At 59.0% G+C, this 21,682-nt stretch carries 27 protein-coding genes, 1 tRNA gene and 1 riboswitch; of the genes, 21 read left to right on the plus strand and 7 right to left on the minus strand.

Features of this window, described 5'->3' with window-relative positions; genetic code table 11:
* The first annotated feature begins 269 nt into the window (after positions 1 to 269).
* Positions 270 to 342: transfer RNA gene (locus ACVWXW_RS04400), tRNA-Glu, on the plus strand.
* Between the two features lie 310 nt (positions 343 to 652).
* On the opposite strand, the gene ACVWXW_RS04405 is transcribed toward ACVWXW_RS04400, so the two are convergent.
* Positions 653 to 1,000, minus strand: coding sequence for a DUF1815 family protein (locus ACVWXW_RS04405; protein ID WP_011434143.1), 348 nt, complete (start codon positions 998 to 1,000; stop codon positions 653 to 655).
* A 485-nt stretch (positions 1,001 to 1,485) separates the two neighbouring features.
* Here ACVWXW_RS04405 and ACVWXW_RS04410 point away from each other — a divergent pair, with 485 nt between their 5' ends.
* Positions 1,486 to 2,733, plus strand: coding sequence for a URC4/urg3 family protein (locus tag ACVWXW_RS04410; RefSeq protein ID WP_457402984.1), 1,248 nt, complete (start codon positions 1,486 to 1,488; stop codon positions 2,731 to 2,733).
* Here the strand turns inward: ACVWXW_RS04410 and ACVWXW_RS04415 are convergent.
* Positions 2,730 to 4,133, minus strand: coding sequence for a cobyrinate a,c-diamide synthase (locus ACVWXW_RS04415; RefSeq protein ID WP_414399977.1), 1,404 nt, complete (start codon positions 4,131 to 4,133; stop codon positions 2,730 to 2,732). The two genes, ACVWXW_RS04410 and ACVWXW_RS04415, sit on opposite strands and share 4 nt — an antisense overlap.
* Before the next feature lie 16 nt (positions 4,134 to 4,149).
* Positions 4,150 to 4,890, minus strand: coding sequence for a cob(I)yrinic acid a,c-diamide adenosyltransferase (gene cobO / locus ACVWXW_RS04420; protein WP_083757680.1), 741 nt, complete (start codon positions 4,888 to 4,890; stop codon positions 4,150 to 4,152).
* 128 nt (positions 4,891 to 5,018) lie between these two features.
* On the opposite strand from cobO, the gene ACVWXW_RS04425 reads away from it, so the two are divergent.
* The 3 genes from ACVWXW_RS04425 to metK all read left to right on the plus strand — a co-directional run bounded on the left by ACVWXW_RS04425 (position 5,019) and on the right by metK (position 8,415).
* On the plus strand, positions 5,019 to 5,387 hold the full coding sequence (locus ACVWXW_RS04425) for a hypothetical protein (protein ID WP_011434147.1): 369 nt from the start codon (positions 5,019 to 5,021) through the stop codon (positions 5,385 to 5,387).
* A gap of 67 nt (positions 5,388 to 5,454) precedes the next feature.
* Positions 5,455 to 5,566, plus strand: a riboswitch (SAM riboswitch).
* Positions 5,567 to 5,905: 339 nt separating this feature from the next.
* The gene (locus ACVWXW_RS04430) at positions 5,906 to 7,117 is read left to right on the plus strand and encodes an RNA-guided endonuclease InsQ/TnpB family protein (RefSeq protein WP_457402986.1); all 1,212 of its coding nucleotides are present in this window, start codon (positions 5,906 to 5,908) and stop codon (positions 7,115 to 7,117) included.
* Positions 7,118 to 7,155: 38 nt separating this feature from the next.
* A complete protein-coding gene (gene metK / locus ACVWXW_RS04435) occupies positions 7,156 to 8,415 on the plus strand; it encodes a methionine adenosyltransferase (protein ID WP_041436796.1) in 1,260 nt (419 codons plus the stop codon).
* A 28-nt stretch (positions 8,416 to 8,443) separates the two neighbouring features.
* Here metK and ACVWXW_RS04440 read toward each other — a convergent pair whose 3' ends face one another.
* From ACVWXW_RS04440 to ACVWXW_RS04455, 4 genes are all read right to left on the minus strand, one after another.
* A complete protein-coding gene (locus ACVWXW_RS04440) occupies positions 8,444 to 8,959 on the minus strand; it encodes a MogA/MoaB family molybdenum cofactor biosynthesis protein (RefSeq protein ID WP_457402989.1) in 516 nt (171 codons plus the stop codon).
* Between the two features lie 36 nt (positions 8,960 to 8,995).
* Positions 8,996 to 9,532 (minus strand): hypothetical protein, encoded by a 537-nt coding sequence (locus ACVWXW_RS04445; protein ID WP_457402991.1) that lies wholly within the window; start codon positions 9,530 to 9,532, stop codon positions 8,996 to 8,998.
* A gap of 184 nt (positions 9,533 to 9,716) precedes the next feature.
* Positions 9,717 to 10,847, minus strand: coding sequence for a hypothetical protein (locus ACVWXW_RS04450; protein ID WP_414329181.1), 1,131 nt, complete (start codon positions 10,845 to 10,847; stop codon positions 9,717 to 9,719).
* A 68-nt stretch (positions 10,848 to 10,915) separates the two neighbouring features.
* Positions 10,916 to 12,928 carry a hypothetical protein gene (locus tag ACVWXW_RS04455; RefSeq protein WP_457402993.1) on the minus strand — a complete coding sequence of 671 codons (2,013 nt, stop codon included), beginning with the start codon at positions 12,926 to 12,928 and terminating at the stop codon, positions 10,916 to 10,918.
* A gap of 470 nt (positions 12,929 to 13,398) precedes the next feature.
* On the opposite strand from ACVWXW_RS04455, the gene rplC reads away from it, so the two are divergent.
* The 16 genes from rplC (at position 13,399) to rplR (ending at position 21,674) form a co-directional block, all read left to right on the plus strand.
* Positions 13,399 to 14,043 carry a 50S ribosomal protein L3 gene (rplC, locus tag ACVWXW_RS04460; RefSeq protein ID WP_457402994.1) on the plus strand — a complete coding sequence of 215 codons (645 nt, stop codon included), beginning with the start codon at positions 13,399 to 13,401 and terminating at the stop codon, positions 14,041 to 14,043.
* Positions 14,044 to 14,057: 14 nt separating this feature from the next.
* On the plus strand, positions 14,058 to 15,050 hold the full coding sequence (gene rplD / locus ACVWXW_RS04465; RefSeq protein ID WP_457402995.1) for a 50S ribosomal protein L4: 993 nt from the start codon (positions 14,058 to 14,060) through the stop codon (positions 15,048 to 15,050).
* A complete protein-coding gene (locus ACVWXW_RS04470; protein WP_457393075.1) occupies positions 15,043 to 15,342 on the plus strand; it encodes a 50S ribosomal protein L23 in 300 nt (99 codons plus the stop codon). The genes rplD and ACVWXW_RS04470 overlap by 8 nt, the downstream gene beginning before the upstream one ends.
* Before the next feature lie 49 nt (positions 15,343 to 15,391).
* Complete coding sequence (gene rplB, locus ACVWXW_RS04475; protein ID WP_457393077.1) at positions 15,392 to 16,276, plus strand: 50S ribosomal protein L2; 885 nt, start codon at positions 15,392 to 15,394, stop codon at positions 16,274 to 16,276.
* A 66-nt stretch (positions 16,277 to 16,342) separates the two neighbouring features.
* Entirely contained in the window at positions 16,343 to 16,624 is a 282-nt protein-coding gene (gene rpsS / locus ACVWXW_RS04480; RefSeq protein ID WP_414331934.1) for a 30S ribosomal protein S19, read from the plus strand.
* A gap of 45 nt (positions 16,625 to 16,669) precedes the next feature.
* Positions 16,670 to 17,044, plus strand: a complete 375-nt coding sequence (gene rplV / locus ACVWXW_RS04485; RefSeq protein ID WP_457387574.1) for a 50S ribosomal protein L22 — start codon at positions 16,670 to 16,672, stop codon at positions 17,042 to 17,044.
* A gap of 42 nt (positions 17,045 to 17,086) precedes the next feature.
* A complete protein-coding gene (gene rpsC, locus ACVWXW_RS04490; protein ID WP_457385386.1) occupies positions 17,087 to 17,857 on the plus strand; it encodes a 30S ribosomal protein S3 in 771 nt (256 codons plus the stop codon).
* A gap of 55 nt (positions 17,858 to 17,912) precedes the next feature.
* Complete coding sequence (rplP, locus tag ACVWXW_RS04495) at positions 17,913 to 18,380, plus strand: 50S ribosomal protein L16 (RefSeq protein WP_011434159.1); 468 nt, start codon at positions 17,913 to 17,915, stop codon at positions 18,378 to 18,380.
* Positions 18,381 to 18,393: 13 nt separating this feature from the next.
* Entirely contained in the window at positions 18,394 to 18,615 is a 222-nt protein-coding gene (rpmC, locus tag ACVWXW_RS04500) for a 50S ribosomal protein L29 (protein ID WP_457387575.1), read from the plus strand.
* Positions 18,615 to 18,866: a 30S ribosomal protein S17 gene (gene rpsQ / locus ACVWXW_RS04505; protein ID WP_011434161.1), complete on the plus strand. Its 252-nt coding sequence runs from the start codon at positions 18,615 to 18,617 to the stop codon at positions 18,864 to 18,866. Before rpmC ends, rpsQ begins: the two co-directional genes overlap by 1 nt.
* Positions 18,863 to 19,231, plus strand: a complete 369-nt coding sequence (gene rplN, locus ACVWXW_RS04510) for a 50S ribosomal protein L14 (RefSeq protein ID WP_011434162.1) — start codon at positions 18,863 to 18,865, stop codon at positions 19,229 to 19,231. The genes rpsQ and rplN overlap by 4 nt, the downstream gene beginning before the upstream one ends.
* Positions 19,231 to 19,629, plus strand: coding sequence for a 50S ribosomal protein L24 (gene rplX / locus ACVWXW_RS04515; protein WP_414349594.1), 399 nt, complete (start codon positions 19,231 to 19,233; stop codon positions 19,627 to 19,629). Before rplN ends, rplX begins: the two co-directional genes overlap by 1 nt.
* A 66-nt stretch (positions 19,630 to 19,695) precedes the next feature.
* Positions 19,696 to 20,238: a 50S ribosomal protein L5 gene (rplE, locus tag ACVWXW_RS04520; RefSeq protein ID WP_414328930.1), complete on the plus strand. Its 543-nt coding sequence runs from the start codon at positions 19,696 to 19,698 to the stop codon at positions 20,236 to 20,238.
* Positions 20,239 to 20,284: 46 nt separating this feature from the next.
* The gene (gene rpsH, locus ACVWXW_RS04525) at positions 20,285 to 20,695 is read left to right on the plus strand and encodes a 30S ribosomal protein S8 (protein ID WP_011434165.1); all 411 of its coding nucleotides are present in this window, start codon (positions 20,285 to 20,287) and stop codon (positions 20,693 to 20,695) included.
* 33 nt (positions 20,696 to 20,728) lie between these two features.
* Positions 20,729 to 21,274, plus strand: a complete 546-nt coding sequence (gene rplF / locus ACVWXW_RS04530) for a 50S ribosomal protein L6 (protein ID WP_011434166.1) — start codon at positions 20,729 to 20,731, stop codon at positions 21,272 to 21,274.
* A gap of 31 nt (positions 21,275 to 21,305) precedes the next feature.
* Positions 21,306 to 21,674, plus strand: coding sequence for a 50S ribosomal protein L18 (rplR, locus tag ACVWXW_RS04535; RefSeq protein WP_414328929.1), 369 nt, complete (start codon positions 21,306 to 21,308; stop codon positions 21,672 to 21,674).
* The last annotated feature ends 8 nt before the right edge of the window (positions 21,675 to 21,682 follow it).

Here is a 21,682-nt window from a genome sequence, read left to right on the forward strand (position 1 = left end):
AGACTTTTGACCAGCAAACCTATATGGAGGAGGGCTTTCCTCCCGACACCAAGCCTGCGGCTATGGTGCGGGCCTCCAGCCCGAAAATTTGGTGAAGCCAAGATGGACGTGATCCCAGATGAACCGATTGTGATTGCCAGCCTGCTGAGCCTGGCTTTGCTGGGGATCTTGATTCTGAACTTGGCAGGGCGTGGGTCTGGGGATGCAGATTAAAAGGTTGACAAGCTTACTTATCCTTCTTTAGGATTAGGATCGCCTTGTCGGAGAGCGCCCCCATCGTCTAGAGGCCTAGGACACATCCCTTTCACGGATGCGACAGGGGTTCGAATCCCCTTGGGGGTATTGGGTCAGAGTTATAAGATGAAGCCGTCAACAGGGGATCCCTGGCAGCGGTGACACCTTACTCAGACTTTACTCAGAGAGGCTTTGCCGCCACAAACCACTCCAGATACAAGCTGGGAGAGCGGGTCATCTGGGATCCCCATACAAGCGGCATGGGCAGCCAGCCAACTGCCACTCCGTCGAGGGGGATCCCTATTCCACCCTTACTCCTCAACAGGGGAAAAATCTCCAAAGCAGCGGCCTAGAAGGTTAGGCTTAGTTGTCCAATCGGCTACGGCTTGGGTTTGAGCAGACCTAGGGCCTGCCAGGATCAGGTGCTGGCCACCAGAGCTTCAGCCGGCGTGGCGGCGACCAACAGCTCGTCTTTGATGAGCTCTGCCAGCTCTTGCAGTTGGCGAATCGCCTCTGCTCCTTCCAATTTCATGAGCTCTCGGTCATCCCGCATTTCTGTCCAGCTAATGGAGCATTCGGAAACCAAAAAGCGGATTAGGTGCCCCTCTCGTAAGCTGACCATAAACGAGGCACTCTCGAAAGACGTACCACAGGTGTAGCAAGAGGCTGGGTAGCCCCGCTTCTCCAAAACGATGGCCAGAGCCTGCAAACTCATCACCAGATCTTGAACATAGCTGCGGTATTGTTCCGCCAACCGTGTGAACATCACACTCCTCCCTAACGGATTGGCACTTTTGGGGCTCAGCCTAGCTGCAAATGACCTAACTAGTAATTTATGCTTAGGACTAGGATTACATCTATCATAACAATCGACAACCCCTCAAGGAAGTGATTAAGGCCACAGAGTAGGCAAAGTCTACTTCAGGGAAATGTAGTATTCAACACTTCTCTTAACAAAGACATCAAAATTTACCTCGAGTCAATGCTCTTATCTATCGGGATCCTCACCCAGTGCTTGGCCCAGTCTTTTCTCAAAATGGCTCAGGGCTGCTCGTGTCAGCAGGACAGTTGCCTCAAAGCTTTCTCTTGCAAGGGTCTCACCGATCGCGAAGTAAGACGCGGGCTTTTGACAAGAGACCGGCGGGAGTGTCAAGTGGGCCAAGGCTTGCAGACGAATGCAGATCAAGGTGGGTTCCCGCCCGATTATGCTGAGAAAATTCTCGGCATGGACAATTGAGAAGGAACGGCTTGATGCTGACACCTGTTGATCTGGAAAAACGAGTGGCTTATTTGCAGAGTCCCCAAGCCATTCGGGATCGCTGTCGGTTGCTATTGGAAAGGGTTTTGGCCGGTGAATCAGAGCATTTTCGCCTCGACCTGAACCGGCTGGGATCCGTAGCCGACTATGTGATCACCACAATGCGGGCCCATTATCCCAACGGGGAAATTCCCTTCCACAGCCGCTGGCAACATTTTCAAGTGGGATCCGGGGAGCGCCTAGCCCGTTTGGAAAATCGACTTAAAGACATGGATCCGCTGGAGCGGCTGCGATGCAAGTGGGATCTGGCCATCGTCAGCGTGTTGCTGGACGCAGGGGCAGGCTCTGCCTGGAAGTACCGGGATCCAGAAAGTCAGACGGTGGTGGGTCGTTCCGAAGGTTTGGCCTTGGCCAGTTTCGACTGGTTCTGGCGAGGTGGGTTTTCCAGCGATCCCCAGCAGCCTCTGCAGGTGGATGCGGCGGGCCTGGAGCGGATCACCTTGGCGGATTTGGCAGCAGCTTTCCAGGTGGGGCCGGAAAATCCTTTACTGGGACTGGAGGGGCGCTGGCAACTGCTGCAAAGGTTGGCACAAACTTTGCGGGCTCAACCTCATTACTTTGGATCCGGTCACAATCTTCCCCGTCCTGGCCGGTTGTGGGAAGCAATCCAACCCGAGGATCCCAGCGGTGGGATCAAAGCAGCACAGGTCTTCCAGGCAGTTCAGAGGGGGTTTAGCTCCATTTGGCCTGGGCGAGTCTCGCTGGCCGGGATCCCTCTGGGGGATGTCTGGCCCTATCCCCACCTGCCCCAAACGGAGCCGGGGAGCCATTGGGTGCCTTTTCACAAGTTGTTGCAGTGGATGACCTATTCTCTGCTGGAGCCGTTGCAGCAGGAGGGGATCCCAATCGGGGGTTTGGATGAGCTGACGGGTTTGGCGGAGTATCGCAACGGGGGGCTGTTTGTGGATTTGGGGGTGATCCAGCTCAAGCAGCCGGAGATTGGGCAGCAACCGCATCCCCCAGATTCGACGGTGATTGTGGAGTGGCGAGCCCTGACGGTGATTTTGCTGGATCAAGTTGCCTCCTTAATCCGGGAAAGGCTTGGCTGCTCTGCCCAGGAGTTGCCCCTGGTGAAAATACTGCAAGGGGGAACCTGGACGGCAGGGCGGCAAATCGCTGCCCAGCTCAGGCCAGATGCTTCTCCCCCCATCCAACTGCTCAGCGATGGCACGGTTTTTTAGGGATCCCCTTTCGAGATTCTTAAGAAGTTCTGTAATAATCTCAGGGCCAAATCAGGACGGGATCCCCAGTGCAGATGCAGGTACGAAGCGTGAAGACGCTCGGTGGCCCATCCTTCCTGTTGAAGCTGGGCGGGGGATCCCCAGCTGTAGATTGGGCTGGGGGAGATGGGGGTGCTGCGGGAGCGGTGAAATTCATGCCCGCGCAGGCGATCCCCGGCTGGCGCCAGCAGGGTTGGGCGCAAAACGGCAGCTGCGCGGTAGCCCAAACATAGCCGGTTGGCCATGTCTACTGTGATGGGCAACAGCCCGGCCATCGGGTAGGTCTTTCCCTGAAAATCGGTGAGGGATTGGCCCAGCACCATCAGTCCGCCGCACTCGGCGTAGAGGGGTGGGTGGGTGGGCGGGGGAGGTTGTTGGTTAATTCTCTCAGATAGAGGTGCTGCAAACAATTCCGGGAACCCTCCCCCCAGCAGCACGCCGTCACAGGGCTCCGGTGGCCATAGCCCCACCTGGAGGGGGGAATACTCCAGCAGCTCGGCTCCACAGGCCCGCAACAGATCCAAGTTGTCGGCGTAGTAGAAGTTAAAGGCGTGGTCTTGGGCCACCGCCACCCGTACCTGTTCGCAGCGGCGGGGCGGAGTCCTTTCGGTGAGAGGGGGGATCCCTGGCCACAGCTCTCCTACCGCTGGAGGAAGCCTCCGAATGAGGGGCAATAGGCTATCCCAATTGACGTGTTGCTCGGCCAGCTCGGCCCAGGCAGCTTGCCAGTGGGGGAAGTGATCCAGTTCTGAGACAGGCACCAACCCCAGGTGTCGGCTGGGCAACCGCAAATCCTCCCGCCGGGGAAACTGGCCCAAGACTGGGATCCCCGCTGCAGCCGCTGCCTGCTGCAAGATTTGTCCATGCCGCTCCGAGGCCACCCGGTTGAAGATCACCCCAGCAATGGAGAGGCGGGGATCCCAGCGGCTCAAGCCGTAGAGCAAAGCGGCCACCGTCGTTCCCATGCCGCTGCCATCGATCACCAGCACCACAGGGATCCCGAGCAGGCGGGCCACATGGGCGCTGCTGGCAAAAAAAGGCTCCGTTCCGCCCTCGGGGAGGGGCAGGGATCCCGGCGCTCGTCCATCGAAGAGGCCCATCACCCCCTCTACAATGGCTCCATCCTTGCCCTGGCAATGGTGGCGAAAGCAGCGCTGCACAAAGTCCTCGTCGGTCAAGAAGGGATCCAAAGTGCGACAGGGGATCCCGCTCACCGCCGTGTGAAACAGAGGATCAATGTAATCCGGCCCCACCTTGAAAGGTTGGATGCGCAGGCCCCGTCGCCTCAGAGCGGCCAACAGAGCCAGAGTGATGGTGGTTTTGCCGCTGCCGCTTGCTGCCGCCGCCAGCAGAATGGCCATCTTTCCTGCCCAAGGGTTAGAACTCGATGCCGATTTGCGCCTTGATCCCCTGGTCACGGAAGGGATGCTTGACCAAAGTCATCTCCGTCACCAGATCGGCTCGGTCGATCAACGCTGCCGGCGCGCCCCGCCCCGTCAAGATCAGGTGAACCCGCTCCGGTTTCTCCGCTAGCCCGGCCAACACCCTGTCCGGCGAGAGATATCCCAACTTGAGGGCGACATTGATCTCATCCAGAAGCACCAACTGAAACTCCCCGCTGGTGAACAGCTCCCGCCCCTTTTCCCAGGCCGCCTGTGCATGGGCGATGTCTCGCTCCCGGTCTTGGGTTTCCCAGGTAAAGCCCTCTCCCATGGCGTAAAAAGCTATTTTCCCCAGGCCCAGCTCTGGATGCTCGGCCAATTTCCGCAATAGCTTGGCTTCTCCTGGATCCCAGGCCCCCTTGATAAATTGCACCACCCCCACCGACAATCCCTGGCCGAGGGCGCGGAAGATCATGCCAAAGGCAGCCGTGGTCTTTCCCTTGCCCTGCCCGGTGTGTACGATGATCAAGCCCTTGTCATCTCGCATGCCCGACAGACGCTGCCGCTGGATCTGCTGGCGTTTTTGCATTCTTTGGCGATGCCGCCAGTTTGGGTCGGCCTCTGCGCCCGGTGAAGACTCCGCACCGCTATCGCAAGCGTCCTCAAGTTCTGTTGTCGAGAGGGGCTGGGATCCCGAAGCCGGTGCAGGCCAGCCAGACAGGGCGGGTTGGGCCATAATCAAAAGGAATCGAGATTCGCCACACAGGCTGAGGGGAACTGCACCACTGGCGCGACCGTCGGGGCAAACCCAAGTTCCCCACAGTGAACCGCCTTTATCCTAATCCGGTTTCATTCGGCTGGGATATGAGAGAACCGGCTGCTGCTTTCCGAGATAGCCTGCTAATGTACTGCTTCATCTGGGCAGTGCTGGCAATAGGGTGTTTTCAAGTCTTGCCCCGCATCCAAGTCGTATCTGCCGCCGAGTTGCAACCGTGGCTAGCGCCCAGCTACTTTGCAGGTCTGGGGGGATCCCTATTGGCAGCCTTGGGATCCCTGTTGGCCATCTCAGCCGAAACGACGCCAAATCCTGCCGACAAAAAGCATCTGCACCGCTTGGCTTGGGGATTGGGGACAGTTGGCTTTCTCGGCGTTCTCTCCCCCCTGGGCTTGGCCGGCGCATTCTTTCTCAAAGCCGCTCAGGGGACAGACTGGTGGCAGGGTCTGTTTGGCTGAAGCCGCCCACAGCTTATTTTTTTGACAAATGGGCGGAGGTTGGGGGTACTATAGGGACAAGTTCCGTTCTTTATCCAGAGCAGACTGAGGGACCAGGCCCAATGAAGCTGCGGCAACCCGGCGGAAGCCTCCGCTACGGTGCCAATTCCTGCGGTTAGTCAGTAACCGAAAGATAAAGGCAATAAAGTTTTCTCTAGAGGATAGCCCTCTTTGGCGGGGGACTTTTCTGGCAACTTTATCCTTTAGCAGCTCCCATAGCTCTGGTCGCGGCAGCGGGGCAAGGCCTTCGCGGCAGTGCTGGTGCGTCAGCGGTGCAGAACGCTTGCTGGTTGCTGGGCCTTTCCTCTGGCTGAGTTGGGGCTGGTGCGGAGCACCTGGGGATCCCTGGTTGGCTCTTTCTCCGACGGATAATGAACGAGCGGGTGAGCCTTGTTTTTTGTTCAGCTAGAAATCGCAGGAGCCCCGCACTATACCCGTAGGGTCAGTGTCGGGAGGAATGCGGAAGTTACGATAGAACCATGACCCAAGTTCTGACCGTCTCCTGTAAGCTCAAGGTGTCCCAGTCGCAAGCCGCAAAGTTGGACGCGACAATGGATGCCTTTGTGCAGGCGTTGAACTGGGTCAACCAAAACACGCCCGAGAAAGTCACCAACGCCGTTAAACTTCAATCTCTGTGCTACCGCGAAATCCGTGCCCGGTTCGGCTTGTCCAGTAACTTGGCTCAGCAGGTCTGCAGACGGCTGGCCGGTGCCCGCAAGGTTGCCCAACAGAAAAACCGCCCCGTCAAAGCGTTCAAAGGAGGCTTCGCTACCTACGACGCTCGTATCTTTTCGTTCCGCGAGAAAGACTGGACGGTGTCGCTGACCACGGTGGAGGGTCGAGAGCGCTTTGAGCTGGCGATTGGCCGCTACCAGAGAGAACGGCTGGCGGGCTCCAATCCCAAATCCGCCACTCTGGTCAAGCGCAAAGACGGCTCCTACTCCATTCAAATCTGTGTGGAAACGGAACCGTGCCCACCGCAACGCACGGATAGAGTGCTGGGGGTGGATTTGGGCAGGACGGATATTGCCCATACGTCAGAGGGGGACAACTGGAATGGACAGCAGTTGAACCGAATCCGAGACCACTACTCCAAGCTGAGGGCGGCACTCCAACGCAAAGCCAGTAAGGGCACCCGCAGTTCGCGGCGCAGATGCAGAGAACTGTTGCAACGGCTGTCTGGCAAGGAGAGGCGCTTTCAGGCGTGGGTCAATCATCGCATCTCCAAAGCTATTGTCTCTAGGGCAAAAGCTACCAACAGCGCTCTTGCTCTGGAAGACCTGACAGGGATCCGGAAAAGAGTCAATCAACAGCCGCGCAGCAAAGCCGAGCGGCGCAGGGCCAACAGTTGGGCGTTCTACCAACTACGTCAGTTTCTGGAGTACAAGGCGAGGGTTGCAGGGGTTTCTCTGATTCTTGTGCCGCCCGCCTACACGTCGCAGACCTGCCACTGGTGTTTGCACATCCATCCCGATCCTGCGCAATCCTACCGCAGTGGCAAGTCGTTCAAGTGTGGGCACTGTGGATGGGAAGGGGATGCGGATTTGAATGGTGCGAATGTGATTGCGCTCTTGGGGGCTGTCGTAAACCAGCCTAGAGGTCCGGGCTTGTTTTGTTCTCTGGTAGAGCAGAGCAGGCTCAGGGCTACTGAAAGCCCGCTCCGTACCGCTTTAGCGGTCGGAGTCGGGTAGTTTACGTTCTCAGTTCTAGCTTTTAAGGAGAAGGTTCGTTGTCCAAGTCGTTTTTGTTTTCCTCGGAGTCGGTGACGGAGGGGCACCCCGACAAAATCTGCGATCAGATCTCCGATGCCATCGTGGATGCCCTCTTGACGGCGGATCCCCTCAGTCGGGTGGCCGCCGAGGTGGTGGTCAATACGGGCCTGGTTTTGTTGACCGGGGAGATCACCTCGCAAGCGCAGGTCAACTTCACCCGTCTGGTGCGGGACAAGGTGGCCGAAATTGGCTATACCGATGCCAAGAATGGGTTTTGTGCCGAAAGCTGCGCGGTGTTGGTGGCTTTCGATGAGCAATCTCCCGATATTGCCCAAGGGGTGAACATGGCCCTGGAAAGTCGCGGCTCCCAGGAAGATCAATTCGACTTGGTCGGGGCCGGGGATCAGGGGTTGATGTTTGGCTTTGCCTGCGATGAAACTCCCGAGTTGATGCCCTTGCCCATTAGCTTGGCCCACCGCCTCAGCCGCCAGTTGGCCACGGTTCGCAAAAACGGCACCCTGCCCTATCTGCGCCCGGATGGCAAAACGCAGGTGACTGTGGCCTATGAGGAAGGTCGCCCGGTGGGCATTCACACCCTGCTCATCTCCACCCAGCACACACCCACGATTGGCGCCATTACGGAAGAGGCGGCGGTGCAAGAGCGGATCCGCGCCGATCTCTGGGAGGCAGTGGTCACGCCGGTGTTTGCCGAGCTGCCCATCAAGCCGGATAGCCACACCCGCTTCCTCACCAATCCCACCGGCAAGTTTGTCATCGGCGGCCCTCAGGGAGATGCGGGCCTGACCGGACGCAAGATCATCGTCGATACCTACGGCGGCTATTCTCGCCATGGGGGCGGGGCCTTCTCCGGCAAGGATCCCACCAAGGTGGATCGCAGCGCTGCCTATGCGGCTCGTTACGTGGCCAAGAACATCGTGGCAGCTGGCTTGGCGCAAAAATGTGAAGTGCAGGTGAGCTACGCCATTGGGGTAGCCCGCCCCATCAACATTTTGGTGGAAACCTTTGGCACAGGGCGCATCCCCGACGAAGAGCTGTTGCGGCTGGTGCAGCGCCACTTCGATCTGAGGCCGGCAGCCATTTTGGCCCAGTTCCAACTGCGGGAGCTGCCCCGCCAACGGGGGGGACGCTTCTACCAAAATGTAGCGGTCTATGGTCACTTCGGGCAAACTCACCTGGATCTGCCCTGGGAGCGCACCGATAAAGCCGCTCTGCTGCGGGAGGAGGCTCTTGCCAAGGCGACTGCCCTCTTGGCCTAAGAGGGGATCACTAAGACGGCCTGCTGCCTCAATGCTTGCCCTGGTGCAGTTGCTTAACCAGGTGGGGTAGCTCCGGCAGGATCAGGCTGCGCATAGCCAGTTGCACGGCTGCTGGGGAGCCAGGCATGGAAAAGATCAAGCACTTTCCGTGGATCCCGGCGATGGCCCGAGAGGCGATGGCCCGACTGCCAATCTGGGCATAGCTGAGCTGGCGGAAGATCTCCCCAAAGCCGGGCAAGGTCTTTTCCAGGAGAGCCTCGATGGCGTCGTAAGTGGTGTCGCGGGGGGCGATGCCTGTGCCACCATTCAACAAGATCACCGGCAGGGATCCGGCCCAATCCTGAACCTGCTCTCGAATGAGCTGCGGTTCATCTCGGAGAATGCAATATCTCTCCACCCGGTGGCCGGACTCCTGGAGGGCTGTGCAGATAAACTGGCCGCTGTGATCGGTTTCAGGGGTGCGCGTGTCGCTGACGGTGATCACCCCACAGGGCAAGGAGGCAATGTGCTCCGCACCGCTGTCGCAATCGAGGGGAAAGTTCATGGCCAGGATCCCTGAGGAAAGAGAGTGGCAAGCCCATCAAGACTGTCCCTGAGGGGGCTCGGCAGGAGTTGGAGGGTCAACGACCGTCTGCGAAATCTCCGGGAATGTGCTCTGCACCTCTGTCGCGAACGATGAGGACTCTGTCCCACCGGCACGAGGGGACTGGGCGAGCAGGCGGCGCAGCTTGGGGGGAAGCTCCTGCAACTGCTCCAACAACAAGTTTAGAGATATGGCCGGTTCTCTGGAAAACAGGGATCCCGCGGGGGGTACCGGCGGCAGAGGAGAACAGGCAAAGGCAGCCGCAGCCAAAGAGCGGATCCGCTCCTGCTGCTCCTGCCAAAGGAACTGGCCGATTTCTGGGGGAAAGGTAAGATGAGGAGAGCCGCGACGCTGCCAAAGGCGGAGAAGCTGCTCCACAGAGGCGGCCTTGTACCGCCCCTGGTAGAGGGCTTCTAGCAAGGCTGCCGGGATCCAAAGATCCGGGAACAACTGGCTCCAGCGCTCCACCCAAACCTGGCTGGGTTGACCTTCCAGCTCAAACCCATAGTGCTCCAGAAAGGTGGCAGGATCCATCAGCCCATGGCAGCCCAAGGAAACTCAACTCAAGCTAGTCCAGATCCGCCGAGACAAAGGGGAGATAAAGCCTTTCTCCCTGGATCTCGCAAGACAGCTCTCGTCCAAGAATACCCCTATTTGCCTTTCATGAAGGCTCTGTGAAGAGGCTATAAAGCTGCAAAGCTGCGGTACGCTTAAAGACTCAGTGGCTGACGGGCCCCAGCTCAAGCGCTGCCTCCAGAGCGCGCTCGCTATCAGGAAACTGCGTCAGCAGCCGTCCTAGGAAGGCGACATCTCCCGTCAGGCCGTACAGAGCCATGAGCACATCCCCAGCATAGCGGCTCTGGGGGAAGCGGTTCAGCAGCTCATTGCCGGCGTAGATCGCCTGGCGGGCATAGCCATCCTGCAGGGCTTTGGCTTCCAGAAAGTAGCTGTAGCTGAGGCTGCCAGGATCCACGTAGTCCGGCAGTGACGTGTCGAACAAGCTGGTATCTTCTGTCACTCCTGGGGGGAAGCCCGGCAGCGGATAGATGGCTGCCGTTTCCTCGGGAGGGTAGGTGGTGTACTGGCGGTAGAGGATCAGCACCTGCCGGTACAGGCTTTCTTCCTGAAGATGGGCAGGGGCGGTGGGATCCGCCAGCACAGAGCCGAGTAACTCTGCTGCTACAGCATGGTGATTGGCCCGCTGATAGTCCGATAGAGAACTGGAGGAAGCTGGTTGCGGCGGCGCGCTTCCATCAGCATCCCCACTCAGGCCACCGGCACGGGTTTGGTTAAACAGCCACAGGTACCCATTGCGCCAACCGTCGGCAGCGGCCCAGTGGGCGGCCAGTTGATAGCGTTGTTGGGGAGTGGATTGGGCTTGCCAACGGCTCAATTGGCGCCAGCGTTCTCGTTGGGCCTGGATTTTCGGTTGCAGAGGGGTGCGGCTGGCGGGCACGGGATCCCAGTCGTCCAGCCAGTAGCCGCCATCCAGCAAGGGGTAGCGATCCAACACAGCATCCAAAGCCAGATTTTCCGTCAGCTGCAGGGCTAGGTCGTAGCGGTGTTCGCGGGCGAAGCGAACCGCCAGAGCATAGCGGACGGCGGCGGCCAGAGGATGCTCGCCGTGGCGGTCGAGAAAAGCTTGCAACTCGCTGGGGGTTGCACCGCTGTCTAAGAGCAAAAGCAGGCGGCGGCGCAAGACGTAGCGCATGTCTCCATCGCCGAAGGGATCCGCCAGCCAATTGGCCAAAAGGACCAGTGCTTCTTCCCTTTTGCCCTGCCACTCCAAGGTGCGTGTCAGCCAGAGGGGCGGCTGCGCCGCTCTTCTAAAACCCTTGCCTTTGACCATTCCTGCAGTGCATCCCCCGATTTCTTGGAGGCCTGAGTTGCCAGCACCCTTTCAGGATAGGCTCTCCCTTAGCCGGCGGTTGCCATGGCCTTCAACCCCTTCAAAATCAGGTAGTCCAGAATACTGGTGTTCTCCTCGCCGCGATAATTAAAATTGGAGCGCACCAGCCACAGCCCCTTCTGAGTGCGGCAACAGAGGTTCAGCAGCGTGCGGGCCAAAATCTGTTGACGCGCCTGTAAATCCCGCGCCGCATCGAAAACCTCCCCGTCCCATTCCGGCGTCAGCACACGGCTGTTGTAGAGCACATGCCAGAGGGAGCGGGACCAGCTGGGGTTGGTGATATCAAACCAAAATTGGTAATCCGCCTCCAAACCCCGAGTGATGTAGGCCCCCGGAGTTGCAACTACCAAGTAACGGGAATAGTCGGGCTCGAAGCGGCTGCTGCTGGGGGTCTGTCCCGAGCGGATCATGGCCAAAAAGGCGGGATCCCCTTCGGCAGGGAAGGCCTGACGAAACCGTTGTGCCGCTTCCATCAACACGCGCAGCAGCTCTTGATCCTGAGGGGAAGCAATCACCGAGGCCAAGTGATCGGCAAAAAACTGCTGGAAGAAAGCGGCCAATGAAGGGCCGGGACGATAGCCGCGCAGCCAATCGAACAGTCGCTGGTAGCGCTCCAGGTTGGCAAACCCTACTCGCTCCGGCTGCCGTACTGCTGTTCGGGGACGCAGAGAACGCCCCACCGGATCCCAGGTATCTTCGGCCAACAGAGCTGCCCGGATGGGATCCAGCCCCAGCACCCAGCTCAACATCAGCCGCCAAGCTGGCAAAGTGGGAAAAGCACCCCACTCAGGGTGAGCCAACTCTGCTGCTGTGAGCACCGCCCGCACCAAGGGATAGCGAATCAACGCCGGGAAAGGGGCAATCGGCAAAACTGGCGCTTCCGACAATTGCTCCTGCAAGCTCAGGCTCACCCCCGCATCCATACGGGGCAGCAAAACAGCAATGCGATGGGCAGGGATCCCGGCCCCCAAAAGCCGGCGAATTTGGGCAACCATCACCTCCACCGCCGCAAACTGGGTCTCCTCCTCCAGCGTTTGCACCCTCGGCAGCTCTCCCCCCCTCGGCTCGGGCAGCGGATGGGAAAACTGGGGATCCAACACCCGCGCAATCTGCACCCCCAAGCGGATCATGCCTGCTGAGGCGCGATGGCTCCCTTCCAGAAACTGAACCTGCGTTTTTGCCATCAAGAAGTCAGCTACTGCCTCTGGGATCCCGGTCAAAGAGACCCCGCCGCCGAGGGTGTAGCTGAAAAATTGGCTTTGCAAATGGGCTTGCCCCTGCCGGTAAAACTCCAGCGCCACCCCGCAACTGTCTTCCGCCTGATCTACGATCAGATGATCCCACTCTTGCCAAAACTCCGCTAGCGGCAGGATGTGTTCGCCAAACAGCCGAATTTGCAGACCAAAATCCAAGGATCCCAACCGAAGCGCTGCCTCCCACAGCCGACCCACACAGCAGCCCATTGCCTGCAAAGCCTCTGCCCGCCGCGGATCTGCCTCCTCTGGCCAAGCCTGGGCCAGCCGGGATCCCACCTCTTCTGCCGGCAAACCCGAAGCCCCTGCAATATAAGCAGCACTGCTGATCTGATCCCAGATCTGGAACTCCTTGAGCCCGACCCCGGCAAAGGCTTCCCCATGCCGAGGGCACAAAGCGCAGGCTCGTTCGCAGAGAAATTGAGTGAGATCTTTGGCCAAGGGGATCGGCTCCAACGAGCGTGGCAACTGGGGGACACGCTCACACACCTGTGGCCAATGATCGGCCAGAGAGCGCCCAACCCGCTGCAAGAACGTCTCGATCCGCCACGGCCCCACCAAGCCCGAACTGGACTGCTGCAAGCGCCGCAGCACCTCATCCGCTTGCCGTTGACTCCGCACCAAAAATAAGACCCGGCCCGGATCGGCTCCTGCCTGCAACAATCTCCGATAGTGATCTACACAAGCCTGGGTCAGCCCACTGCCTGCCCAGCCCATTACACTTTGGAAGGGAGATGGCTTCCCTGGCCAATGGCTCTTTTCTTCCACTTGAGCTGCCCTTACCCTCTCCGGCCTCTCCAACCAACCCATTTTCTCAGCAAAAGTCTGGACAAACGGGCCTTCGCTTCATTATGATTGTTTTCCGTTGCCAACTGAGTCCATCCGCTTTGGCGACCTGGTGCGCTGCTACCCCAGATACTGCCTCTTTAGCAGGTAAGTCTGAGCAGCTCTCAAAAAAAGCAGTTTGGCGTGCAGCTTTGGGGGTGAACTAAGCAAAAGGCTCAGCGTTGCCGGCGCTGAACTTGGCCTCGGGGGATCCCTACCTTGCTCTTTCGCCTCAGCCGGCAGACTCAGCTTTGTCTTGAGCTTCCTGCTGCCACGCTATTGCTGTATGCCTATCCATCCGGCTAACTGAGCCATTGGCCTACGGCCTGCTTCGCGAACGGCTAGCCGATTGTCGGAGTGAGCTGGCTCTCAGTTGATGAAAACGAGTCGTGCAGGCTCGATTGGAGGTTCTTGTGGCACTTGGCATCCTCGGAAGAAAAGTCGGCATGACCCAGATCTTCTCTCCAGAAGGGCTGGCCATTCCGGTCACTGTCGTGCAGGCGGGGCCTTGCACCGTGACCCAGATCAAAACCCAAGCCACAGATGGCTACAACGCCATTCAGTTGGGCTACTTGCCCACTGCCGAAAAGCATCTCACGCGGGCGCAGCGGGGCCACCTCACCAAAGCGGGGGTGACAGAGCTGCTGCGCTACCTGCGGGAGTTCCGGGTTGACCAGCCAGAAGCCTACCAGTTGGGGCAGAAAATTACCGTCGAGATGTTCTCCCCTGGCCAATTGGTGGATGTGGCCGGTACCTCCATCGGGCGAGGGTTTGCCGGCTATCAAAAGCGCCACCACTTTGGTCGTGGCCCCATGTCCCACGGCTCCAAAAACCACCGCCGACCGGGCTCCATTGGCGCCGGTACAACCCCAGGCCGCGTGTTTCCGGGGATGCGCATGGCGGGGCGGTTGGGAGGTGGCCGAGTCACCACCCGCAAATTGCAGTTGGTGCAGGTGGATCCAGAGCGGGATCTGCTGGTGATCAAGGGTTGCGTGCCCGGGGTAGAAGGAGGGCTGCTGGAGATCACCCCTGCCAAGCAGGTGGGCAACAAGCGCTAAGGAGGGATCCCTGGGTGAAACCAAGGCTGACCCGCATCCGCAAAGACGAGGAAACCATGGCAAGTTGTGTGGTGAAAAATTGGCAAGGGGAAACGGTGGGCAGCGCGGAGCTGAGCCTTAAAGTTGCTCGTCCCGAAACAGCCGCCCACATCCTCTATCTGGCACTGCGCCGGCAGATGACCAATGCTCGTCAGGGCAACGCCCACACCAAGACCCGAGCTGAGGTGCGCGGCGGCGGTCGCAAGCCTTGGAAGCAGAAAGGCACCGGTCGGGCCCGTGCCGGCTCCATCCGCTCCCCACTTTGGCGCAAAGGGGGGGTGATCTTCGGCCCCCGCAAGCGGGAATACAACCTGGCCATGAACCGCAAAGAACGGCAACTGGCCCTGCGCACCGCTCTGCAAAGTCGGGTGGAAGACCTGATCGTCGTGGAGGATTTCCAGGAGCAGCTCAACCCGCCCAAAACCCGTGCTGTGGCCCAGGCTTTGCTGCGCTGGGGGGTGATGGAAGATCAATCGGCTCTGCTCATCGTTGCCGAACGCTCGGAAGCCGTAGAGCGGGCCGTGCGCAACATCGCCCGCGTTAAGCTGATCGGCCTGGATCAGATCAACGTTTTCGATCTGCTCAACGTCGATTGGGTGCTGATCACCGTTTCTGCCCTAGAGCAACTCAAGGCCCGTTGGGGATCCGACGCTGCGCCGGCAGTTCTGGAGACTCCCTCTGAGGATGCACCTCAGGCCGACCTAGCCGAAGATCAGGCCCTGCCCGGAGATGGGCCGGAAGATCAGGCCGTTCCAGAAAGCGAACACGAGGAAGCAGAGCAAACCCCAGCCCAACCTGAGGCCCAGGAAAACCAAGCTGCCCTCCAAGGACGTCCAGCAGATCCGCAGGGGCCAGAAGAGCAAACCGAAGAGCCCCAAGATCCAGCAGAAGAACTGGCTCAAGGAGCAGAGCCGTCAACGGTAGAAGAGGCCGAAGCAGCCCCAGCAGAGGAGGAAAGCGATGACTGAGAGCAAGCGGATCCTGGCCGACGTCCTGTTGCGCCCCGTCATCACCGAAAAGGCAACCGCCTTGAAGGAGCAGCGCAAATACGTCTTTGAAGTGCTGCCCACTGCCACCAAGCCGCTCATCCGAGCTGCTGTCGAAGAAATGTTCCGCGTGCGAGTCACTTCCGTCAACACCCTGAAGCCCCCGCGCAAGCAGCGGCGGGTGGGCCGCTTCGTTGGCTATCGCACCCGTCCCAAGCGAGCCATTGTGACCTTGGCCGAGGGAGATTCCATTACCCTCTTCCCGGACACCTAACCCCCCTTTTTGAGTTGTTGTCATCCCATCCCCCACCCCTACCCGAGCCATGGGCATTCGTACTCTCCGACCTTACACCCCCAGCACCCGTCACATGACGGTCTCTGACTTCGAGGAGCTGTCCCGTGACGAGAACGGCAAGCGGCCCAGACCGGAAAAGTCGCTGCTGCAATTTATTCACCGCAAGAAAGGGCGCAACAACCGTGGCGTCATCACCTGCCGGCACCGCGGTGGTGGCCACAAGCGGCTTTACCGCATCATCGACTTCCGTCGCGACAAGCGGGGGATCCCGGCGACCGTCAAAACTGTGGAGTACGATCCCAACCGTAGCGCCCACATCTGCTTGGTGGAATACGAAGACGGAGAGAAACGCTACATCCTCGCTCCCCGCAACCTAGAGGTGGGAGCCACCATCATGGCCGGGCCAGAGGCCCCCTTTGAGATCGGCAATGCCATGCCCCTGGAGCGGATCCCCTTGGGAACGGTGGTTCACAATGTGGAGCTGTATCCCGGTCGCGGCGGGCAGATCGTTCGCGCCGCCGGGGCTGGCGCTCAAGTGGTGGCCAGAGAAGGCAAATATGTCTCCCTCAAGCTGCCCTCCGGCGAAGTCCGCATGATCCGCGGCGAGTGCTACGCCACCATCGGCCAACTGGGCAACGTTGACCACAACAACATCAGCCTGGGCAAGGCGGGTCGTAGCCGTTGGTTGGGGCGCCGTCCCAAGGTGCGTGGCTCGGTGATGAACCCTGTGGATCATCCCCATGGCGGCGGGGAAGGGCGAGCCCCCATAGGCCGCAGTACCCCTGTCACCCCTTGGGGCAAGCCCACCCTGGGGTACAAGACCCGCAAACGCAACAAGCCCAGCAACAAATTCATCGTGCGCGGTCGCCGTCGCGGAGGCCGCCGGGACAAGGGCGGAAGGGCTGCTCAGTAGCCGCTGGCCATTCGCTCCCCGAAGCTTTTTCGACAGTGAATTGCTTATCAAACGGTTGAGGTTCTTATGGGACGTTCGCTGAAAAAAGGCCCCTTTGTGGATGCCAAGCTGCTTCTCAAGGTGGAGAAGATGAACGAGCGCAACGAGAAGCACATGATCAAGACCTGGTCGCGGGCCAGCACCATCTTGCCGGTCATGATCGGCCACACCATCGCCGTTCACAACGGCAAGCAACACGTGCCCATCTACATCACCGATCAGATGGTGGGTCACAAGCTGGGGGAATTCGTTCCCACCCGTACCTTCCGCGGTCACGCGGGGAGCGACAAAAAAGCCGCTCGCCGTTGAGAGGAATAACGAACAGGAAAGTATCGAGTAGGCAAGGAGAGGGCCATGGCCGATTCATCCCCTGAGGTTAAAGCGGTAGCCCGCTATATCCGTATGTCCCCCTTTAAAGTGCGGCGGGTGTTGGATCAGATCCGTGGGCGCACCTATGCCGATGCCCTGATTCTTTTGGAGTTCATGCCCTACGCTGCCTGTGAGCCGGTTCGTAAGGTGCTGCGCTCGGCGGTGGCCAACGCAGAGCACAACAACGGCTTGGATCCCTGGGATCTGGTGATCAGCCAGGCCTATGCTGATCAGGGGCCCGTCCTGAAACGGTTTCGCCCCCGCGCCCAAGGGCGGGCCTACCCCATTCGCAAGCGCACCTGTCACATCACCATCGCCGTCCGGCCCATAGAGGAAGCTGAAGCGGCGACGGCCTCTTAACCTCCTGTATTTCTAGCCCTTTACCCTTCAACCGACACCACCATGGGACAGAAGATCCACCCCACCGGTTTCCGCCTCGGCGTGATTAAGGAGCATCGCAGCCGCTGGTTTGCCGATCCAGCCCGCTACCCAGCCTTGTTACAGGAGGACGACCAGATTCGCACCTACCTGACCAAGCAACTGAGCAGTGCTGGTTTGGCCGATATCCAAATCGAGCGCAAAGCGGATCAAATTGACCTGGAGATCCGGGCTGCTCGCCCTGGGGTAGTTGTGGGTCGGGGCGGATCCGGCCTAGAGACTTTGCGCCAAGGTCTACAGAAAGAGCTGTCCGCGCTAGCGGGACAAAGCCCTGGTTCACGAGGTGGCGGCGAACGAACCATTCGCATCAATGTAGTAGAGGTCACCCGTGCCGACGCCGAAGCGACCTTGCTGGCGGAAAATATCGCCCAACAGTTGGAACGGCGGATTGCTTTTCGCCGCATCGTGCGCCAGGTAATCCAACGGGCCCAGCGGGCAGGCGTACAAGGGATCAAAATCCAAATTGCCGGGCGTCTCAACGGGGCCGAGATTGCCCGCACCGAATGGACGCGGGAGGGGCGGATCCCTTTGCATACTTTGCGGGCCGACATCGACTACGCCGAGCACCTCGCCCACACCACTTTCGGCATCATCGGGGTCAAGGTCTGGGTCTTCAAAGGGGAAGTTCTGCCCGGGCAGGAACGCCACGAACAGAAGTTTCCCCTGCAACAGCCCAAACGTCGGCAGCAGCGGCGGCGGCCCACCTTTGAAGATCGCTCGGCTCAGGAGGCCTGAGGGCCAACACCGGAACGTCCAGGGATCCCTATCGCAGTTGACTTAAGGAACGGCCATGTTAAGCCCCAAACGCACCAAGTACCGCAAGCAACAGCGCGGGCGCATGAAAGGCAAAGCGACCCGTGGCAACCGCATCAACTTTGGGGAATACGGCCTTGTGGCCCTAGAACCCGCCTGGATTACAGCTCGACAGATCGAGGCCAGCCGTCGAGCCATGACCCGCTATGTTCGGCGGGGCGGCCAAATCTGGATTCGCATCTTTCCCGACAAGCCCGTTACTCAGCGAGCCGCGGAAACCCGCATGGGATCCGGCAAAGGCAACCCTGAGTACTGGGTTTGTGTCGTCAAGCCGGGCCGTATCCTCTTCGAAATGGGGGGAGTGGCAGAGCCTATCGCCCGCGAGGCCATGCGCCTTGCCGCCCAGAAGCTGCCCATTAAGGTCAAGTTTGTAACCAAAGCCGACTTTGAAAAGCCAGAGCCCGCCCAGGCAACGGCTTCAGAGGTGGCCACCAGCAGTGTATGAGGAGAGTTCAGCCATGCCCATGCCCAAAATTGCTGATGCCCGTGCTTTATCGGACGAAGAGCTGAGCAACGAAATCTACGCCGTCAAGAAAGAGCTGTTTGAGCTGCGTTTGCAGCAGGCCACGCGGCAGTTGAACCAGCCCCATCTCATCCGGCTGCGCAAACACAAGCTGGCGCAACTACTAATTGTGGAGGGAGAGCGTAAGCGGGGCAAACGCCCAACCAAGGAGGAGTAATGGCTGTTCGGGAGAAGATTGGCATTGTTGTCAGCAACAAGATGCAAAAAACGGTGGTTGTTGCTGTGGAAAATCGAGTTGCTCACCCGAAGTACGGCAAGATCGTCGTCAAGACCAAGAAGTTTAAGGCCCACGACGAGGAAAACCGCTGTCAAGAAGGGGATCTGGTGCGCATCACGGAAACCCGTCCCCTTAGCCGCACCAAGCGTTGGCAAGTTGCCGAAATCCTGAGGGAGGTGAAGAAACTATGATTCAGCAGCAAACTATGCTGACGGTGGCCGACAACACCGGTGCTCGCAAGATGATGTGTATTCGCGTGCTGGGCAGCAGTGGCCGTCGCTACGCCAGCTTGGGCGATGTGATCATTGGTGTCGTCAAGGATGCCCTGCCCAACATGCCCGTCAAAAAATCCGATGTTGTCAAGGCCGTTGTTATCCGCACCGTCGATACGGTACGTCGCCCTGACGGCATGTGCATCCGCTTCGACGACAACGCCGCCGTGATCATCAACAATGATGGCAATCCCCGTGGAACTCGTGTTTTCGGCCCTGTAGCCCGCGAGCTGCGGGAGAAAAACTTCACCAAGATCATCTCCCTGGCCCCGGAGGTACTCTGATGGTTCGCCCCCTCAAACCCAGCCAAATTCAGCGCCTAGTTCGGCGCCCCGGCATTCGCAAGCACCGCAACAGCCTGCGCTACAAAATGTGTATCAAGCAAGGGGATACCGTGCAGGTGATCTCCGGCGATGACAAAGGCAAAATCGGCGAGGTGCTGCGCGTTTTTCCCGAGCGCAACATGGTTTTGGTGGAAGGGGTTAACATTGTTACCTACCACCGTAAACCCCAGCGAGAAGGGGAAAGTGGCCGAATTGAGACCAAGGAAGCTCCCATTCCCGTCTGCAAAGTGATGGCCTATTCCAAGAAGCAGGAGGTGGCCAGCCGTATCGGCTATCAAATCACCGCCGATGGTCGCAAGGTTCGCGTCCTTAAGAAAACGGGTGAGATTCTCGACTAAGCTTTTGATCCCTTTCCACCATTGGTTTGGCTCTGACCCAGCCCAGAGCCACAAGGAGAAGCCACCATGCCCCAGCGTCTGCAAATCCACTACAACACCGTCATCGTCCCCAAGCTGCAAAAGGAGTTGGGCTACACCAACATCCACCAGGTGCCCCGCCTGGAGAAGATCGTGATCAACCGCGGCTTGGGGGAAGCTTCCCAAAATGCCAAGGCTCTGGAATCCTCCATTGCCGAGATCAGCGCCATCACCGGTCAGCGTCCGGTGATCACCCGCGCCAAAAAGGCAATTGCCAGCTTCAAGATTCGCAAGGGCATGCCGGTTGGCCTGATGGTAACCCTACGGCGGGAGCGCATGTATGCGTTTTTGGATCGCCTGATCAACATTGCTCTGCCCCGTATCCGTGACTTCCGCGGCGTCAGCCCCAAAGCCTTTGATGGACGAGGCAACTACACCCTGGGCATCCGCGAACAACTGATTTTTCCCGAAATCAACTATGACTCTGTAGATCAGTTGCGAGGTATGGATATTTCAATTGTGACCACTGCTAAAACCGACGAAGAGGGCCGTGCCCTGCTCAAAGCCTTTGGCATGCCCTTTGCCTCTTAGCTTTGCCCACCCTGAGTTTCCTTGATTGATCTTCCGAGGAGCACTGATGGCCCACACCAACGACACGATCGCCGATATGCTCACCCGCATTCGCAATGCCACCATGGCTCGGCACGAGTCGGTGGCAGTTCCGGCCACCCGCATGACCCGCAGCATCGCTCGCGTTCTTCATGAGGAAGGGTTCGTCAGCGAATGGAAGGAGGAGGGAGAAGGGATCCAAGCCCGAGTGGTGTTGCGATTGAAGTACAAGGGCAAAGGCCGCAACTGCAGGCCCATCATCAATGGCTTAAAGCGGGTGAGCCGACCCGGCCTGCGGGTTTACCGCAACCACAAAGAGCTGCCCCGAGTGCTGGGAGGAATTGGGATCGCCATCATCTCCACCTCCAACGGCATTATGACCGACCGGGAGGCTCGTAAGCAGGGCATTGGTGGTGAAGTCCTCTGTCTTGTCTACTAGACCTTAAGTTTTCTCTGGTCAGGAGTTTTTCCCATGTCCCGTATCGGTAGACGCCCCATCGCCCTTCCTGCCAAGGTGGAGATCCAGATCGACGGCCAACACATTGCAGTGAAAGGCCCGAAAGGTCAACTGTCCCGCAGTTTGCCGCCCTTGATCACAGTCCAGCAAAACGCTCAGATGCTCACGGTCAGCCGTCTCAACGATTCTCGTCCTGCCCGCCAACTGCACGGCCTCTGCCGCACCTTGGTCGCCAACATGGTCGATGGAGTATCCAAGGGATTTGAGCGGCGGCTGGAATTGGTGGGCGTGGGCTACCGGGCTGCCATCCAAGGCAGCAAGTTGGTTTTGAACGTCGGCTACAGTCACCCTGTGGAGATCCCCTTTCCCCCCGGCATCCAAATTGCCGTTGAGGGAAACAACATCATTGTTGTCTCAGGCACAGATAAAGAACTGGTGGGCAATACTGCTGCCCGTATCCGAGCCGTCCGGCCCCCAGAGCCCTACAAGGGGAAAGGGATCCGTTATCTAGGGGAACAAGTTCGCCGCAAGGCGGGTAAATCCGGGAAAGCGAAGAAGTAAATAGCCCATTGCGAAAGCGGGACGGAGTCCTATGAAAGCCAGCCGCAAAATCACCACCCAACGTCGTCATCGACGCATTCGCCGCAAAGTCTTCGGCACTGCCGAGCGGCCTCGCCTGGCCGTGTTTCGCTCCCATCGACACATCTACGCCCAGGTGATCGACGATGTAGCCCAGCATACCTTAACCTCCGCCTCCACCTTGGACAGGGAGCTGCGCGAAAAATTCAAAGAAACCGGGACGGCTACTCAAGAAGCGGCTGCCTTGGTGGGCCGCTCAGTTGCCGAACGAGCCTTACAGATGGGCATTTCCCGCGTGGTTTTCGATCGGGGGGGCAAGCTCTATCACGGGCGCGTTCAGGCTTTGGCAGAAGCTGCCCGAGAAGCAGGGTTACAGTTCTAGCTACTGAG

It is taken from the genome of Thermostichus sp. MS-CIW-30 (assembly GCF_054058015.1).

Coding starts and splice junctions, on each gene's coding strand:
- ACVWXW_RS04425 (WP_011434147.1), top strand. CDS start 5,019: ATGAGAGAACCGGCTGCTGCTTTCCGAGATAGCCTGCTAATGTACTGC.
- rplB (WP_457393077.1), top strand. CDS start 15,392: ATGGGCATTCGTACTCTCCGACCTTACACCCCCAGCACCCGTCACATG.
- rplP (WP_011434159.1), top strand. CDS start 17,913: ATGTTAAGCCCCAAACGCACCAAGTACCGCAAGCAACAGCGCGGGCGC.
- rpsH (WP_011434165.1), top strand. CDS start 20,285: ATGGCCCACACCAACGACACGATCGCCGATATGCTCACCCGCATTCGC.
- ACVWXW_RS04410 (WP_457402984.1), top strand. CDS start 1,486: ATGCTGACACCTGTTGATCTGGAAAAACGAGTGGCTTATTTGCAGAGT.
- rplX (WP_414349594.1), top strand. CDS start 19,231: ATGGTTCGCCCCCTCAAACCCAGCCAAATTCAGCGCCTAGTTCGGCGC.
- ACVWXW_RS04430 (WP_457402986.1), top strand. CDS start 5,906: ATGACCCAAGTTCTGACCGTCTCCTGTAAGCTCAAGGTGTCCCAGTCG.
- rplN (WP_011434162.1), top strand. CDS start 18,863: ATGATTCAGCAGCAAACTATGCTGACGGTGGCCGACAACACCGGTGCT.
- ACVWXW_RS04450 (WP_414329181.1), bottom strand. CDS start 10,847: ATGGTCAAAGGCAAGGGTTTTAGAAGAGCGGCGCAGCCGCCCCTCTGG.
- rplR (WP_414328929.1), top strand. CDS start 21,306: ATGAAAGCCAGCCGCAAAATCACCACCCAACGTCGTCATCGACGCATT.
- rpmC (WP_457387575.1), top strand. CDS start 18,394: ATGCCCATGCCCAAAATTGCTGATGCCCGTGCTTTATCGGACGAAGAG.
- rpsC (WP_457385386.1), top strand. CDS start 17,087: ATGGGACAGAAGATCCACCCCACCGGTTTCCGCCTCGGCGTGATTAAG.
- rplE (WP_414328930.1), top strand. CDS start 19,696: ATGCCCCAGCGTCTGCAAATCCACTACAACACCGTCATCGTCCCCAAG.
- cobO (WP_083757680.1), bottom strand. CDS start 4,890: ATGGCCCAACCCGCCCTGTCTGGCTGGCCTGCACCGGCTTCGGGATCC.
- rplF (WP_011434166.1), top strand. CDS start 20,729: ATGTCCCGTATCGGTAGACGCCCCATCGCCCTTCCTGCCAAGGTGGAG.
- rpsS (WP_414331934.1), top strand. CDS start 16,343: ATGGGACGTTCGCTGAAAAAAGGCCCCTTTGTGGATGCCAAGCTGCTT.
- ACVWXW_RS04445 (WP_457402991.1), bottom strand. CDS start 9,532: ATGGATCCTGCCACCTTTCTGGAGCACTATGGGTTTGAGCTGGAAGGT.
- ACVWXW_RS04440 (WP_457402989.1), bottom strand. CDS start 8,959: ATGAACTTTCCCCTCGATTGCGACAGCGGTGCGGAGCACATTGCCTCC.
- ACVWXW_RS04415 (WP_414399977.1), bottom strand. CDS start 4,133: ATGGCCATTCTGCTGGCGGCGGCAGCAAGCGGCAGCGGCAAAACCACC.
- rpsQ (WP_011434161.1), top strand. CDS start 18,615: ATGGCTGTTCGGGAGAAGATTGGCATTGTTGTCAGCAACAAGATGCAA.
- ACVWXW_RS04405 (WP_011434143.1), bottom strand. CDS start 1,000: ATGTTCACACGGTTGGCGGAACAATACCGCAGCTATGTTCAAGATCTG.
- ACVWXW_RS04470 (WP_457393075.1), top strand. CDS start 15,043: ATGACTGAGAGCAAGCGGATCCTGGCCGACGTCCTGTTGCGCCCCGTC.
- rplV (WP_457387574.1), top strand. CDS start 16,670: ATGGCCGATTCATCCCCTGAGGTTAAAGCGGTAGCCCGCTATATCCGT.